At 65.5% G+C, this 14558-nt stretch carries 15 protein-coding genes; 7 read left to right on the forward strand and 8 right to left on the reverse strand.

What is annotated here, in order from left to right:
- The first annotated feature begins 71 nt into the window (after nucleotides 1-71).
- Nucleotides 72-1340 (forward strand): DUF58 domain-containing protein, encoded by a 1269-nt coding sequence (locus ACOGJC_RS02195; protein ID WP_419846880.1) that lies wholly within the window; start codon nucleotides 72-74, stop codon nucleotides 1338-1340.
- A gap of 50 nt (nucleotides 1341-1390) precedes the next feature.
- The gene (locus tag ACOGJC_RS02200) at nucleotides 1391-3736 is read left to right on the forward strand and encodes a transglutaminaseTgpA domain-containing protein (RefSeq protein ID WP_419846881.1); all 2346 of its coding nucleotides are present in this window, start codon (nucleotides 1391-1393) and stop codon (nucleotides 3734-3736) included.
- Nucleotides 3737-3765: 29 nt separating this feature from the next.
- Here the strand turns inward: ACOGJC_RS02200 and ACOGJC_RS02205 are convergent, their stop codons facing one another.
- From ACOGJC_RS02205 to ACOGJC_RS02230, 6 genes are all read right to left on the reverse strand, one after another.
- Entirely contained in the window at nucleotides 3766-4161 is a 396-nt protein-coding gene (locus ACOGJC_RS02205) for a DUF3040 domain-containing protein (protein ID WP_419846882.1), read from the reverse strand.
- Between the two features lie 59 nt (nucleotides 4162-4220).
- Nucleotides 4221-5462, reverse strand: coding sequence for a DNA polymerase IV (locus ACOGJC_RS02210; RefSeq protein WP_419846883.1), 1242 nt, complete (start codon nucleotides 5460-5462; stop codon nucleotides 4221-4223).
- Nucleotides 5463-5474: 12 nt separating this feature from the next.
- Complete coding sequence (locus tag ACOGJC_RS02215; protein WP_419846884.1) at nucleotides 5475-5984, reverse strand: NUDIX hydrolase; 510 nt, start codon at nucleotides 5982-5984, stop codon at nucleotides 5475-5477.
- Between the two features lie 41 nt (nucleotides 5985-6025).
- Nucleotides 6026-7255, reverse strand: a complete 1230-nt coding sequence (locus ACOGJC_RS02220) for a DUF222 domain-containing protein (RefSeq protein WP_419846885.1) — start codon at nucleotides 7253-7255, stop codon at nucleotides 6026-6028.
- Nucleotides 7256-7449: 194 nt separating this feature from the next.
- A complete protein-coding gene (locus tag ACOGJC_RS02225; protein WP_419846886.1) occupies nucleotides 7450-7953 on the reverse strand; it encodes a hypothetical protein in 504 nt (167 codons plus the stop codon).
- Nucleotides 7954-8000: 47 nt separating this feature from the next.
- A complete protein-coding gene (locus ACOGJC_RS02230; protein ID WP_419846887.1) occupies nucleotides 8001-8270 on the reverse strand; it encodes a hypothetical protein in 270 nt (89 codons plus the stop codon).
- A gap of 82 nt (nucleotides 8271-8352) precedes the next feature.
- On the opposite strand from ACOGJC_RS02230, the gene ACOGJC_RS02235 reads away from it, so the two are divergent.
- Nucleotides 8353-8640, forward strand: coding sequence for a hypothetical protein (locus tag ACOGJC_RS02235; protein WP_419846888.1), 288 nt, complete (start codon nucleotides 8353-8355; stop codon nucleotides 8638-8640).
- Nucleotides 8641-8653: 13 nt separating this feature from the next.
- On the opposite strand, the gene ACOGJC_RS02240 is transcribed toward ACOGJC_RS02235, so the two are convergent.
- The gene (locus ACOGJC_RS02240; protein ID WP_419846889.1) at nucleotides 8654-9691 is read right to left on the reverse strand and encodes a threonine aldolase family protein; all 1038 of its coding nucleotides are present in this window, start codon (nucleotides 9689-9691) and stop codon (nucleotides 8654-8656) included.
- Nucleotides 9692-9738: 47 nt separating this feature from the next.
- Between ACOGJC_RS02240 and ACOGJC_RS02245 the strand changes: the two genes are divergently transcribed.
- From ACOGJC_RS02245 to ACOGJC_RS02260, 4 genes are read left to right on the forward strand one after another with little or no spacing between them, the layout of a single operon-like run.
- Entirely contained in the window at nucleotides 9739-10539 is an 801-nt protein-coding gene (locus ACOGJC_RS02245; RefSeq protein WP_419846890.1) for an inositol monophosphatase family protein, read from the forward strand.
- A gap of 46 nt (nucleotides 10540-10585) precedes the next feature.
- Nucleotides 10586-11266 carry a response regulator gene (locus tag ACOGJC_RS02250; protein WP_419846891.1) on the forward strand — a complete coding sequence of 227 codons (681 nt, stop codon included), beginning with the start codon at nucleotides 10586-10588 and terminating at the stop codon, nucleotides 11264-11266.
- A gap of 11 nt (nucleotides 11267-11277) precedes the next feature.
- Nucleotides 11278-12711 (forward strand): sensor histidine kinase, encoded by a 1434-nt coding sequence (locus ACOGJC_RS02255; protein ID WP_419846892.1) that lies wholly within the window; start codon nucleotides 11278-11280, stop codon nucleotides 12709-12711.
- Nucleotides 12708-13493 carry a GerMN domain-containing protein gene (locus ACOGJC_RS02260; protein WP_419846893.1) on the forward strand — a complete coding sequence of 262 codons (786 nt, stop codon included), beginning with the start codon at nucleotides 12708-12710 and terminating at the stop codon, nucleotides 13491-13493. The genes ACOGJC_RS02255 and ACOGJC_RS02260 overlap by 4 nt, the downstream gene beginning before the upstream one ends.
- A 27-nt stretch (nucleotides 13494-13520) precedes the next feature.
- Here ACOGJC_RS02260 and ACOGJC_RS02265 read toward each other — a convergent pair whose 3' ends face one another.
- Nucleotides 13521-14552 (reverse strand): 6-phosphofructokinase, encoded by a 1032-nt coding sequence (locus ACOGJC_RS02265; RefSeq protein ID WP_419846894.1) that lies wholly within the window; start codon nucleotides 14550-14552, stop codon nucleotides 13521-13523.
- Nucleotides 14553-14558 lie beyond the last annotated feature (6 nt).

Consider the following 14558-nt stretch of genomic DNA (forward strand, 5'->3'; position numbering starts at 1 on the left):
ACGCCCGATGGCAGATCGCCCCCCTACCTCGCCAGGGACGACCTCCCCGGTCGACTAGCAAGCCCCCGACCATGCTCACTCCAACGGGCTGGCTGCTTTTGGTCTTTTCCGCGCTTCTGGTGGGGGCGGGGCGGGTGTTCGGCACCAGCGAACTGCTGGCCGTGGGCATCGCCAGCATCTCGGTAGTCATCCTCTCAGTGGCCTATGTCCGAGTCCGCCAGCCCCTGCGGATAACGGCCCGATCGGTCAAACCCCAGCAAGTGCACGTCGGCGACGACTGCCACGCTCGCATTGAACTGACCAACCCCAGCCGCCTGCGGAGCCCGGTGCTGCGACTCGCCGACAGCCAGTCTTTCTCCACCGAGACCTCTACCGACCACTTCCTGTCGCTCGACATGCTGGCGGCCCCCATCCCGAGCCGAGACAAGCTGACGGTCTCCTACCGATTGCCCACAGTGAAGCGCGGGCAGCTCAAGACCGGACCGCTCACCCTGACGCTGACCGATCCGCTGGGCATTTCGACTCGGCACTTCGAGATCGGCGAGCCTGCTGAGGCCCTGGTCTATCCCGCTGTGGTCCCCATCAGACCGCCTCCCCGCCTGCCCGGCAATACCTTCGATGCAGTGCGGCGCAGCCCCATGGCCCAAAGCGGCGACGAGCTGTACGGACTGCGCCCATTCCAGCGGGGCGATGACCCGCGGCGCATCCACTGGCGGTCGTCGGCCCACCACGACGAGCTGATCGTCCGCCAATTCGAGGAGTTCTCCCACACCCACACCACCGTTCTTCTGGACACCAGGGCTGTCCTGCTGGATTTCCATTCGAAGGTAGGAGACGGGGAGCGATTCGAGGCCATGGTGTCGGCCGCGGCCAGCATCTGTCGGGCCAGCCAGCGCCGGGGAGACCAGGTTCGTCTGGTGACCACGGCGGATTTCGACAGCGGTTATGGGTCGGACTCTGCCCACTTGCACAAGATCTATCGGCATCTGACCTTGGTCAGCCCCGATTTCGGCAGCCTGTTCGGTGCCGTCGAATGGCTCAGTCGAGGCCAGGGCGGCGGACTCGTGGTATTGGTGGCGGCTGCGGTGGACGGAACCGAACCGGGGTCGCTGATGTCGTTGGGCTCGCACTTCAGCTCCAAGACGGTGGTGCTGTTCGCTAGTGCCGAGCCAGCCTCACCGGAGCAGACGCCCCCGGCGTTCATCCCCGACTCGACACTGCTGGTGGTGGACGAACCCTTGGGATTCGCCAACGTATGGACTGCCCATGCGGCCTCCAGCGAAGATCCCTCGACCTTGCCCAACCCGGCCGAGTCAACCACTCCCCATCCCCGTCCATGACCGCCCCTGCCAGATCGAACGGCCGATGGCCGACCGGGTGGGAATCCGCCATGGAAATCGCCGGACCGGTTCTGACCGCGGCCACCGCCTTCAGCCTCATCCGAGTCTTCGAAGGAGACGCCTGGATACTGCCCGTATTCGGGGCCGCCGCGATCAGCCATCTGTTGGCGCTGGCCATTCGTCGCATCGGCTGGGGATTGCTGATCTCATCTTTGGCCACCGCGGTCGGGTTGATCCTGACGGTTGCATGGTCCCACTACTGGGCCACCACCTTCTGGGGTTTGCCCGTCGGTGACACTTGGACTGCACTAGCCGACGACGTAGAGCAAGCCTGGACCTCCTTCGGCGACCTCAGTCCTCCAGTGGAGCCGGTGGACGGCTTCATCGTGAGCGCCATGGCCGCATTGTGGCTGCTGGCCTTCCTCAATGACTGGACTGCGATGCGAACGCGGACCTTGTTCGAGCCCATGGTGCTGCCGATTGCCGCCTTCGGCTTCGTGGGGCTGGTGGGCGACGACCAGAACCGGATTCTGACCATCGGGGTGTTCACTGCGGCCCTGCTGGTGTTCACCTCAGTGCACCGGGTGGCTGCCCGCACCGCGGATGCCGTTTGGCTGGGGGGTGAGGGCCGGGCGGCAACCGGGCGCCGGGCGCTATTGGCCGGGAGTGCGGCAATAGCCGCAGTGGCGTTGGCCGCAGGGGTCGCCGCCGGACCGGTGCTGGGCAGCGACGAAGACCCGATCATCGACCTTACCGAGACCATTGAGCGGGGCAGGAGGAGTGCAGGGAGGGTGGTGATCAGCCCTTTGGTGGACATCAGGGGCCGACTGGTAAGCCAGGCCGAGACGGTGATGTTCCGCGTCAGGGCCGATGAGCGGTCTTACTGGCGCCTCACTTCGCTGGACCAGTTCGACGGACGGGTGTGGACTTCCCGGGCCGACTACGCGGCTCGGCCCACGCAGTTGCCGTCGCTGTTCCAGTCGGGCTCCAGCGTGGAGGAATCCGTCCAGGAGTACAGCATCGAACGGCTGGGCGCGGTGTGGTTGCCCGCCGCGTTCGAACCCCGATCCTTGGTGGCGACCACCGGCGCCACCAGCGAAGCCGAAGTCACCAGCAACGACATCAGCAGCAACGGCAGCATGGGCACTGGCAACACCAGTAGTAGCGACATCAGCTATGAGCCCTCATCTTCCACACTCATCGTGGGCCCCTCACTGGCCAGCTCCAACGGACTCACCTACACCGTCTCGTCGGCGCTGCCCCGATTCGACCCCGAGGTTCTCAAGGCTATCCCCCTCGATGCGACCACCATCACCGAGGTGGCTTCCTATACCGCGCTGCCGTCCGACTTCAGCCCCCGGGTGAAAGCCCTGGCCAACCAGCTGACGACGGGGGCCGGATCAGGCTACGAGCAGGCTCTGGCTCTTCAGAACTTTTTCCGCAACGGTGGCTTCGTCTACGACGCCAATGTGGCCCCCGGCCACTCCGGAAACCGGATCGAAGAGTTTTTGGACACCCGAAGGGGTTATTGCGAGCAATTTGCCGGGACCTTTGCCGCCATGGCCCGGTCGCTGGGACTGCCGGCTCGGGTGGCGGTGGGCTTCACTGTGGGCGAGGCCGACCCGGCCGATCCCAACCTTTATGTGGTGCGGGGAAGGCACGCCCACGCCTGGCCCGAGGTCTATCTATCCGGTGTTGGCTGGGTCGCCTTCGAGCCCACACCGGGTCGGGGAGCCCCCGGCGCTCAGAACTACACCGGTTTGGCCGAAAACCAAGCCGTCAGCGGGTCCGATCTGGCGATGCTCGAGGAGGATTCGGCGACCGACCAGCCCGACGCCGTCGAACCCCCGATCGACTTCGAGAGCCTTATCCCCTCCGAGTTGGAGGATCTTGGCGGTGCGCCACCACCGGCCAGTAGCGGCCGCGGCGGGTTGACCTGGAAGACATGGATCTCCATCGCCGCCCCCCTTCTGTTCGTCTTGCTGATATTGCTCATTCCTTGGTTCAAGCGAATCCGGAATCAGCGGAGATTCCTGGGGGTGCAGGGCAATCGGGGGAAGATACGGCTGCTCTGGGAGGAGACGGTGGAGTCACTGGCCCTCATTAATATGGCCCCTCGGCTCGATGAGACATACGCCGAGTTCGCCCGCCGGGCCATCGAGCAAGTCCCGCTCCACAGTCCTGACTTGCGCCAACTGGGAGAGCTGGCCGCGGCCGCCACCTTCGCTCCCACCGAGCCCACCGACCGCAACCAGTGGCTAGCCCGGACTTGGTCGCTGTCGGTGCGAGCCGAAGTCAATTTCAGGGTAAGTCGCCGGCAGAAGCTGAGGGCCGCCTTCAATCCTCGACCGCTCATCGGTTCGCCGCGGCGGGATTGGCGCGGGCAAACCCCCTGATCTAGTAGTTCCTGTGCGTAGAGCTCGGGTTAGTCGCGCCCAGTTTGCTCGGCACCGCCGCGGCGCAAGCGGTTGACGATGCGACGGCCCGGCGACCGCAGATAGCTGCTCACTTCGCCCCGGCTGATGCTGTCGCTGATCTGCTGAAGCCCGAACCGTCCGAGCTGCCGCAGGTTGCTCCAGCCCCAAAGCGATGCGGCCAGCATGACCAGGAACCCCAGGAACGACAGCCAAAACGATGTGGAGAGCGTCAGAATCATGTACACCAGCCCGGCGATGAAGGCCAGGATGGCCAGCCGCAGATTGCGGGCCGGGTGGGTGAAGACCGTGGTCCGGCCGACCTCACGGGCCAGTGCCGGGTCGGTTTCATAAAGCTGTTCCTCTATTTCGCTGAGGATGCGTTGCTCGTCCTCGGAAAGTGGCACCCGTTTAGTGTCTCACAGGCCGGCTCTCCAGACAATGCCAGTTGTCTCCCCCAATCTTCTTACGCAGTTCCCTTGGATCGGGTATCAACAGCACCTCCAGGGCGAATGGCCCCCGATCCGAATCTGTCTCGAATGCGGTCGATTGCCAAGTCAACATCATGCCAAGAAGGGGCAGATGAGTCGGCAAAGTCTTCAAAAGAGAGCTGTCGTTGGTCGGAATCCTCCAACTCGGAAACGCCCACCCCGATCAAGCGCACGCCCGGAGCCACATCCACTGACTTCAGCAATTGTTTGGCCTCTCGAGCGAGTACCACCCCAGAATCGACTGCGCTGGCCAGAGTGTGCGACCGGGTGATGGTGCGAAAATCCCTGAAGCGGATCTTGACCGTGACCGTCTTCCCGGCCTTTCCCGCGGCCCGCAGCCGGGAGGCCACCGAATCGCTCAAGGCCACCAGTTCCACTCCGAGGTCCTCGTGAGTGTGCAGATCGCGGGCGAAGGTCTCCTCCCGGCTCATGGACTTGGCTGCCGTCTCGGGAATCACCGGACGGGGGTCCACCGCGTTGGCCAAGTTGTGCAGATGCTGGCCGTGGGCCTTGCCGATTGCCTCCTCCAGCCTCTCAAGTGGGAACTCAGCCAACTCCCCGATGGTGGCGATCCCAATCCGGTCGAGGTGGGCCAGTGTGGCTGGACCCACCCCCCAGATCTCGGTGACCGGGCGAGGGGCCAAGAAGGCCCGCTCCTGGCCAACCGGAACCTCGAACACCCCGACCCCCTCCGACGGCCCCGCGGGCGTGGGGGTGGGCTTGGCCAGCTTGGAGCCCAGTTTGGCCAAGAACTTGACGGCAGCCACCCCCACCGCGCAGTGGATGCCTTCCTCGTCGAGCACCTGCTTCCGGATCAGATGGCCGATCTCCACCGGGGAGTGATGGGCACCGGCAACGTCAAGGAAGGCCTCGTCCACCGAAAGGGGCTCGACCAGCGGGGTAAACGACCGCAGGATGCCCATGATGCGCCCGCTCACCTCCTGATAGAGCGGGTGGTCACCGGGCAAGAACACGATGTCGGGGCACAGACGGCGGGCCCGGGTGGCGGGCATCGCTGAGTGAACACCGTAAGCCCGGGCCTCGTAGGACGCCGATGCCACCACCCCTCGGCTGCCGGTACCGCCCACTGCCACCGGCAGGCCTCGCAGCTCGGGGCGTCGGAGTACTTCCACCGATACGAAGAAGGCGTCCATGTCCACATGCAGGATCGAACCCGACTGCGGACGAGGGCTTTCGCTCTGAGCCTTCCTCGTCATCGCCGACACGATCTACAACCGAGTCACCGTGAGGCCATCAATCTCAGCGCCGGTCACTTCGTAGCGGTAGCTCAGCATCTGCTCAGGGCGCCGACGCCACCATTCCAACAGCGGCTCGCGCACCCAGCGGGGACTCTGCACCAGGCGGGCTTCGCAATCGTCGGAGTCATAGAAGTCAGCGTGCTCCACGATGCCGTCAGGATCCTCCAGGACGATCTCGCCGTTCCAATCCACCGCCCGATGGGCTTCCACTCTGAGCCGCCACCTCAAGTCGGTGAAGTCCACGGTGATCTCATACAGCGGCCCTTCCCAAACGCTGACTTGGATCCCGGTCTCCTCCAGCACCTCCCGGCCCAACGCCTCGAGCATCGTCTCCCCTGGATCTACCACCCCGCCAGGAGTACTCCACTCCACTGAGTCATTCCGGCGCCGATTGCGCACCAAAAGCAACTGCTCCCCCCGCTGAACAACTCCCCCGGCCACCGCCCAATCCCGAACTCGCCCCGACACTGCCTCCGCCACTTCACCAGTATGGCCCGACCCAGCGACAGCACGCCCTGAGTTCAACTCAGCAACACAGGCTCAACGTTGCGGGGCCGATGGTTGCTCACTCCTACATCGGGAAATGGCTCGGACTCGTGGGGAGGCGAATTGGACTTGGATTTCCAGATTGGGAGATCGGCGCAAGGCTCGGGTGGCGGTCGTAACTCGTAGGTGCCGTTCTTGTTTCGATGCACAACCCAGCCGTCGTCGTGGATGCTGTGGTGGCAACTGGGGCAGACCAGCACCAGATTGTCGATATCGGTGAGCCCGCCTCGGAACCATTCGACGATGTGATGCACCTCGCACCAAGCAGCCGAACGGCCGCATCCGATGCAGTGCTTGTCCCTCACGATGAGAGCATCCCGCTGGGCGTCGGTAGCCGAGCGGTACTTGCGCCCCACCCACAGTTCCTGCCCCTGAGTGTCGAATATGGCAGGCAGGATGTCGGCGTTGCAGCCCAGCCGCAGAGCCTCAGACAGAGGCAGCGGCGTACCGTCGAGCAGGCGGGCATTGGCCAGTTTCTGGTTCAGCGAGTCCCAATCGGCCGTCACCACCAGGGTGGTGCCCTGCGGCTTGCGATCACCAGACTCGGCGCAGACCAGGTTCTCCAGGGCATCGGCTAGGCGCTGGTTGAACGTAGCCTGATCGGCCGCCGCTTGGTCGCTCTTGTCGTTGCGCAGACGTCGCTCCTCATCGGCCAACGCAGCCTCAATGCGATTCCCGGCTACAGGGTCGAACCGGCCGTTCAGAATGAACATTCCGTCGTCGGGCGACTTGAAGAAGCTCAAGTTGCGGCGCTCCCGTTGCTTGGCCATCAGCGACTTGCCGTCGTCGCCCGATTGCTCGTGCTGGTGGTCGCGCAACGTCCGAGAGAAGGTGCCGAAGTCTTGATGTCGGGCCGCTTCCACCAGCACGGTCTCATCAACAGGCCCCTGGGAAGCGGCCTTGGCGATCTGCTTGGCATGAGCCTCGGGAATCTCCCCCGCCCCCAACGCGTCCAGCGTCTCGGGAACCTGCGAAAACTGGGAGGCCGTCTCCACCTCCCGGCGGGCCTGCTGCTTGGAGGTCTGAAGCTCCTCCAAAGCCACCCGGCGGGCCAACCCCTCGCCTCCCCGGCTGGCATACTCCCCCAAAGCGGCCGTCTTCATCGCAGCCAGCCGAGCCTCGGCCCTCTTGATCAGCCCCAGCCGCTCCCGCAACTCCAACAGCGACAGCCCGGCAACGTCAACCGCCTCCGGCCAAACCGGCACCGACGGCCCACAACCGTTTTGAACATAAGCAACATGGCTCACATTTCGTCCAAAGTTCACTGTCGCGCCCCCAATAAGACGGCACGCAATCCCGGCGTACACCGCAGGGGCCAATGGAGAAGGTCGCCGCACTTGCGCAAGGCGGACTCCGACGCAGGGCTCGTGGGGGTCGTGATAGCGGGGGCAGGTGAGCCCTAACGCTGCCGATCAGCCTTGTCCTGCCTCGCATACTCAAAGACGAGTACGGCGACTGCGGTTGCCAGGGCGATGCTGGCGACCAGCACCGTGTACAGGCCGAACTGCACGCTCGCCTCACGCGGCTCGGGCCAGTCGCCCACCAGCCGCCGCAGCGACACCATGTCCACGACCGCGGTGGTGGTGATCGCCAGCGAGGACAGGGACGCCAGGACGAGCGACCACAACCTCTCGGTGTTCTTGTACACGGCGACGGCAACGACGGTGACAAATCCCAGGACGAACACCCATACACCATCGGCGGTCTCGTAACCCTCCACAGAACTCGCTGACGCCTCCCCGCGGACTCTGATCCACGGGAATACCACGCCCAACAGGACTACCAGAGCAGAGATCCTGGCCGTCTGGCACACAGCGGTGAAGGCGGTCTCGGTCATCTGCGATCTGGCATCCAGCGCATCGGCCCCCGCGGTGCTGTGGTCGGCTGCACGGGGCCCAGGCATGGGACAAGCATGCCATGCAGCGGATCCACACCCGGCCAGCCGGCTAGTCAGCGATTGCTGAGAAGGTTTTCCGAAGAAGACAGTTCGTCGAAGGTTTGACCGGTGATGTCGAGATGGAGGCTTAGCGGATAGGCGTCGACTTCAGTGCCGTCACCCCACGCCACCGCACCGGAATCGGCCACGATGTGCGCTGAGCGCCAAAAGTCCTGGTCAGACCCATGCATCAAAAACACCGCCAATCCCAAACGCCCTCTGTTCGCCCCTAGCACGAGGCCGAGAAATCCGAAGTGAGAATGGCCGGCTTCCTGACCGGGCACTGTGGATCTCCATTCCTTACCGCACCAGCTACTACAACAACGGAGAGTCGGTTTACAGCCAATCGCCCCGTAACATGGGCGGATGGTCGATCCGGGTTCGCCTGAGGAGCGCTCGGCGCTGCCTCCCAAGGGGGCGAGGTGGCTGGCGTTTGCGGCGATATTGCTTGGGGGGCTTTGCGGGGGGCTGATTGGGTTCGCTTACATCGACCTCCAGTGCGATGGCAACTGCGGCCTGTGGACTGGGCTCGGCGCTCTGGTGGGGGCGGTGGCCGGGGCGGTGGGACTGGCGGTGGTGGCCATCTTGACTCTGCGGGCTATGGACGAGTGGCGCCGCTTCGGCGGCCGCCGCCAAGACCGGGACACCTACTAGACGCAATCCCAGACTATTCAGGAGCAGACGACAGGGCGGCGACGGTTCGGTCGATGTCGCTGTCGTCCACGTCGAGATGGGTGACGAAGCGCACGATACCGGGAGCCAGTAGCCCGGCTCGGATTCCGGCCTGATGGAGATGGTCCAACAGGGCCAGCGCGTCGGGATGGCGAAACGCCACAACGTTGGTGTGGGGGCGCCCGCAGGCAGACTCGGCCTCGCCCAAGCGAGTACCGGGCCACCGCTCGGCAACCACGTCGCCCAACCGCTGGGCACGGGCGTGGTCGTCGGCCAGCCGATCGATGTGATGCTCTAGGGCGAATAGCCCGCCGGCGGCGATCACCCCGGCCTGCCGCATGGCTCCGCCCAGCCGCCGCCGGTGCAGACGAGCTTCGGTGACCAGATCGGCGGGCCCGGCTAGCAGCGAGCCCACCGGTGCCCCCAATCCCTTGGACACGCAAGACATGACTGTGGTCGCCACTTTGGCCAGTTCCTGAGCCGGAGTTCCCAACGCGATGGCGGCGTTGAACAGGCGGGCGCCGTCCAGATGCACGGGCGGCCCCAGTGCGGCAGCCGCGACCATTTCCCCAGCCCCCACGGCCAGACCACCAGAGGCGAGATGGGTGTTCTCGAGGCAGATCAGCGACACCGGAGGCCAAAAGCCGCCGTTTCCAGCCGCCACTGCCTCGGCCGCCGCATCGGCATCCAGTACTCCGCCGACATCGTCCACGGCGTAGATCTGAAAGGCGTTGTTCATGCCAGCAGCACCGCTCTCATAGGACATCAAGTGCTGCCGCCGGCCCACCACCACGTTGCTTCCCGCCACTCCGTGCAGCCGAAGGGCGATCTGGTTGCCCATCGTGCCCGACGGCACATAGACCGCGGCGGGCTTGTCGACCAGTTCGGCGAACCGCTCCTCCAAGCGATTGACCGTCGGGTCCTCCCCGTAGCGGTCATCCCCAACGGGCGCGGTGGCCATGGCCTGCCTCATGGGCTCCGTCGGCTGGGTCAGCGTGTCCGACCGAAGATCAACCACTCCGCGAGAAACCATCCCCATCAGCGTAGAGTTCATCTGTGCCAGAACCTGAACCATCTCCAATGCCAGGGACTCCTGCCTGGGACTACCTGGAGAAGCTGGCCGCCGACGCCGCCGAAGTGGCGGCATCGCTGCTGCGAGCCGAGACCGGTGCCCAACGCCAGATCACGGCCAAGTCTTCCCGCACCGACTTGGTAACCGACATGGACCTGGCCTGCGAGGCCGCCATTGTCGACTTCCTGACCGCTCATCGGCCCGATGACGGGGTTATGGGAGAAGAGGGCTCGGGTCGCGACGGCACCAGCGGGGTGCGCTGGATCATCGACCCCATCGACGGAACGGTGAACTTCGTCCACGGCCATGTGGGCTTCGGGGTGTCGGTGGCCGCCGAGACCGACGGCCAGGTGGTGGCCGGCGCAGTGATCGATCCAATGCTCGACGAGACCTTCACCGCCCACCGAGGTGGCGGGGCCCGCTGCAACGGAAGTCCCATCACCGTCCGCCCCGACGGCGACCCTGCTCTGGCCCTGGTGGCCACCGGGTTCTCCTACGCCCACGAACGGCGACCGCGCCAAGCCGAGGTGCTGGGGGAGCTGCTGCCCCTCATCGGCGACATCCGGCGAGTGGGTGGGGCGGCGGTCGACCTCTGCACGGTGGCCTGCGGCCGAGTGGACGCCTTCTTCGAGGTGGGGCTGAATCCGTGGGACTACGCCGCCGGAGCCCTCATAGCCGAAGAGGCCGGCGCGGTTGTCCAAGACCTGAAAGGCGGCCCTCCGAGCAGCGATTTCGTGTTTGCGGCTTCGCCGGGAGTGGCCGACACCCTGCTGAAACTGCTGCGGGAGGCCGAGGCCGACCAAATATAGGCCTTCCTGCCACGCATTTGGGCCGAAAATCGGGCACCATTCAAGGGTGGAAACCCGCATCTTGGCCATTGAGGACGACGAGAGGATTCGTACCGCGGTCCGTCTGGCTCTCGAAGACGAGGGCTGGGACGTTCTAGAGGCGGCCAACGGTCAGGAGGCGTTCGCCGCGTTCTCCGAGACGCCCGCCGATGTGGTGCTCATCGACATCATGCTTCCCGACATCGACGGGTTCGAGGTGTGCCGCACGCTGCGCCGGACCAGCGACGTGCCCATCATCATGGTGACCGCCCGAGCCGACACCCATGACGTGGTGGCCGGATTGGAGGCCGGGGCCGACGACTACCTGACCAAGCCCTTCGCTCCCAAGGAGCTCTCCGCCCGCATCCGCGCCCTGCTGCGCCGAGTGCGAATCACCGACACCGCCATGAGCGATCTCCGATTCGGCCAACTGGAGATCATGCCCGAGCAGGGGATGGTGACCGTCAGCGGCGAAGAGGCCCATCTCACCAAGACTGAGTTCCGACTTTTGGTCGAGTTGGCTACCAATTCCGGCAAGGTACTCAGCCGAGAAGTGCTCCTCGAGCGGGTGTGGGATCTCGGGTACTTCGGCGACGGCCGTTTGGTGGACGTGCACATCCGGCGGCTGCGCACCAAGATCGAGACCGACCCGGCCAACCCGCGCTACGTGGTCACCGTCCGCGGTTTGGGGTACAAGCTCCAGGCATAGGGACGAAGCTGATGCCGACGCGGCCGGGACCCCGCTCCCGCATTTGGCACCGAGCGGGCTCCCGGGCCCGGCGACTTGGGCTTCGCACTCGCATCATCTTGGCCTTCGTGTTCACCACCCTTCTGCTGTCGGCACTGCTCAGCGTGACCGTGTTTGCGCTGACCCGCCAAAACTTGCTCAACGGGCGCGAGAACGATGCCCTGGCCACGGTGGGGTTCAACGCCTCCACGGTCAGCCGCCGCCTCAATCCCGACATCGAGTCGGAAGCCCTCCAGAACCTGATCAGCACGCTGGCCACACCGGAAGGCTCCCGCCCGGTTCTTCGGGTGGGGGGCGACTGGTTCCAGCAGTCTTTCGAGTTCGAGTCGGGCGACATCGACGAGAGCCTGCGCCGCACGGTAGAGGGCGGGAGGCCGGCCCAGATGCGCTACCGGGTCAGGGGCGAGCCCTTCCTGGTGGTGGGCATCCCCATCCCCGACCGCAACGCCTCCTACTACGAGGCCACCCCGCTGGACGAGATTGAGGACACCCTGGGCTCACTGGGAATCATCCTGGCCAGCGCGGGCGCGGGTGTGACCCTGGCATCGGCCGGAGTCGGCTTTTGGGCCAGCCGCCGCCTGCTGCGCCCATTGGTAAGCATCGGCGAAGCCGCTCAGTCCATCGCCCAAGGCGATCTCAGCACTCGTCTGGAGGCCGGGGCCGCCCGAGAGCTGGCCGCGCTCACCGACTCGTTCAACGACATGGTGGGCGCCCTCCAAAACCGGATCGCCCAGGACGAGCGGTTCGCCTCTGAGGTGAGCCATGAACTGCGGTCGCCCCTCATGACCCTCTCCGCGTCGGTGGAGGTCATGAACACTCGGCGGGCCGAACTGCCCGAGCGGGCTCGAACCGCGCTAGACCTGCTGACCGAGGATGTCAACCGATTCGAGCACCTCGTAGAGGACCTGCTGGAGATCTCCCGATTCGATGTGGGCACCGCCGAACTGGACCTCGACACATTTAACCTGCTCGAGTTCGTTGAGAACGCGGTAGCGGCCACCAGCCCGGTGAACATCCCCATCCACTGCGATCCGGCCACCGCCCTTGTGCGGGTCCAAGCCGACAAGCGCCGGCTGATGCAGGTCATCGACAATCTCTTGACCAATGCTCAAAAGTACGCCCGGGGCGCCACCGGCATCGTCCTCCAGCATCAAGGACAGAACATTGAGATCGTCGTGGAAGACGCCGGGCCGGGCGTTTCCGCCGACGAGCAGGAACATATTTTCGACCGGTTCTCCCGAGGCCGGGAAGCAGGCGAGCGGGGGGTCAGCACTGGTGTGGGCTTGGGCTTAGCGCTGGTAGCCGAGCACGTGCGCCTTCACCAGGGTCGGGTCTGGTGTGAAGACCGGTTCGACGGCCTCCCAGGTGCTCGCTTCGTCGTCCACCTGCCCATCGCAGTCCTATGACCCGGCCAGCAGCACTCTGGCGCATCTGGGCGGGCCTGGCCGCAGCCCTGCTCTTGGCCGCAGCCTGCTCGGTGCCCGAGGACAGCCGACCCCGAGCGCTGGACTACTCGCTACTCCCCGATGACCTGGTGGCGGCTACCGCCACTCCAGAGCCGACTCCGCTGGTCACCCAGGAGGTGCTCATCTACCTGATCGACGAGAACAACCTGCTGTCTGCGGTAGCCCGCGACGTGGCCAGCCCGGCCCGCCCCATCACGGTGCTGGAGGCCCTGTTCTCCGCGCCCAACGAAGAGGAGTCCGAACAAGCCCTGTCCACGGCCCTACCGGCCGACGTCGAAGTGGTCGCCGTTGACATCGACCAAGCCAGCGACCTCGTCACCGTGGCCCTGGAATCAGAGGTCTTCGAAGAGCGCATCGAAGGCGAGAACCGCCAGCTGGCGGTGGCGCAGTTGGTGTTCACCGCCACCGAGACCACCGGAACCGCCCGCTTCTCCCTGCTGCTGAACGGCAACCCCGTGCCGCTTCCCACCGACAACGGCGAAAGCGACGTTCCGGTGACCCGCGGCGGTTTCCAGTCGGTCGACCCCGACTACCAGCCCGAACCCACGCCTGAACCCACACCGACCGAGACCCCCACACCCACCGAGACCCCCACGCCCACCGCGCCGCCCGAAACGCCCACCCCGACACCGACACCCACCGTCGCGGCAACTCCTACCCCCGAGCCCGGGCCCACCCTGCCGCCCGGGCTGCCCCCAGATTTCACCCTTGACTTCTCCTGAGACCGCGACCCTGAAGGTGAACGCTGGCTAGGGAAAGAAGGCCTTGGCCACGTCATAGAGAGCGGGGCTGACCGGCTTCAGCTCGGCCACCGCATCGGCCAATCGCACCCGGGCCATTTCCCCGCCTCTGAAGGCCACCATCGATCCCCAGTCCCCGTCGTGGACGGCGTCGATGGCCGCGATGCCGTACCGCGAGCACAGAACCCGATCCAATGCGGAGGGGGTGCCACCCCGCTGGACGTGGCCCAATACCGTCACCCGGGTGTCGAAACCGGTGCGAGCCTCAATCTCCGTGGCGACCAACTGGCCGATTCCCCCCAGCCGGGCATGACCGAACTGGTCGATCTCGGGCTCGGGCATCTCCAGGGTCCCCTCTATGGGCCGGGCACCCTCGGCCACCACCACAATGGACGCCCACCGGCCCCGCTGATGGCGCCGGGTGATGGCCTCGGCCACCGCGTCGATGTCGAAGGGCTCCTCGGGAATCAGGGTGAGCGTGGCGCCTCCGGCGATACCCGCCCAGGTGGCGATGTGCCCCACATGGCGGCCCATCACCTCCACCACCATCACCCGATCGTGCGACTCGGCGGTGGTGTGCAGTCGGTCGATGGCCGCGGTGGCCACCCCCACCGCGGTGTCGAATCCGAAGGTGAGCTCGGTGAGTCCGATGTCGTTGTCGATGGTCTTGGGAACACCGACGACGTTGGCCGCTCCGGCTTCATTGACTCCGACGCCCGCCGACAAGGTGCCTTCACCTCCGATGACGATCAAAGCGTCGGTGCCCGTCGCCCCGATGGTCGACCGCACCCGCTCGATCCCGTCCTCGTACATCCGGGGCGACATCCGAGAAGTGCCCAAAACGGTGCCCCCTCGGGGCAGAGTGCCCCGCATCCGCTCCACATCCAACTCGATGAAGTCGCCTTCGAGAACTCCCCGCCAGCCGTCAAGGAAGCCAAGCACGGTGTCGCCGTAATGGCGCTCGGCCTTGCGCACGATGGCCCGTATCACCGCATTCAGTCCGGGGCAGTCGCCGCCTCCGGTCAGCACGCCGACTCTCATGGGGGG

This window comes from Candidatus Poriferisocius sp. (assembly GCF_965204015.1).
In the GTDB taxonomy this organism is placed as follows: Bacteria; Actinomycetota; Acidimicrobiia; order Acidimicrobiales; family Bin134; genus Poriferisocius.